Annotated in this window: 2 pseudogenes; both read right to left on the bottom strand. The window is 27.2% G+C overall.

Annotation, left to right across the window (positions count from 1 at the left end):
• Nucleotides 1-352, bottom strand: a pseudogene (locus OL66_RS02650) (SVM family protein); the annotation flags it as partial.
• Between the two features lie 28 nt (nt 353-380).
• Nucleotides 381-602 (bottom strand): annotated as a pseudogene (locus OL66_RS04040) (effector); the annotation flags it as partial.

Genomic DNA, 602 nt, shown 5'->3' with positions numbered 1-602 from the left:
AAGAATAAAATTCATCTTCATTAGATCTAATTCCACTATCAAAAAAAACAAATAATAAATTATTAGGAGGTTCTTTAATACGCCAGCAAAGATCATTTTTATTATTGGTGGAGCTATTATAACAAGGATAATCTAAAGTTAAATAACTAAATATTTGATCAATATTTTTATTTATAACATGAGACACAATATCTTCTTTTTTTTGAATCCAAATATTATGAATCTTCATATTTAGATTGCATATTTTTTTATTTTCTATTGCCATCACTGGATGATGATTAACCAAAAACAACAATCCTAAGCTAATAAAGAATAAATTTATTCTACTAAATTGATTTTTTAAATTTAACATTAATTAAAATCTCCTTTAATTTTTATTTTTACCAACCATTAGGATGGTTTTTGTTCATTTCTGCTTCTTCAACTTTATCATTGTTATGTTTATCTTTAAAAATGGATAAAGTTTTGCGGACAGGGTTGAAGTGGAGGTGGAAGTTAGTTAGTTCGAAGTTGGAATCGGAAACACGAGCGCGACCAAGGTAGTAGTCTTTGTCGTCATCTAAGAAGTGTTTAGGGCCTTGGTATTTAAGGATTAAACAGTT

This window comes from Chrysanthemum yellows phytoplasma, assembly GCF_000803325.1.
Taxonomy (GTDB): Bacteria; Bacillota_I; Bacilli_A; order Acholeplasmatales; family Acholeplasmataceae; genus Phytoplasma; species Phytoplasma asteris.
Note: the sequence above shows the minus strand (reverse complement) of the source record. Positions and strands in the feature narration are given on the sequence as shown.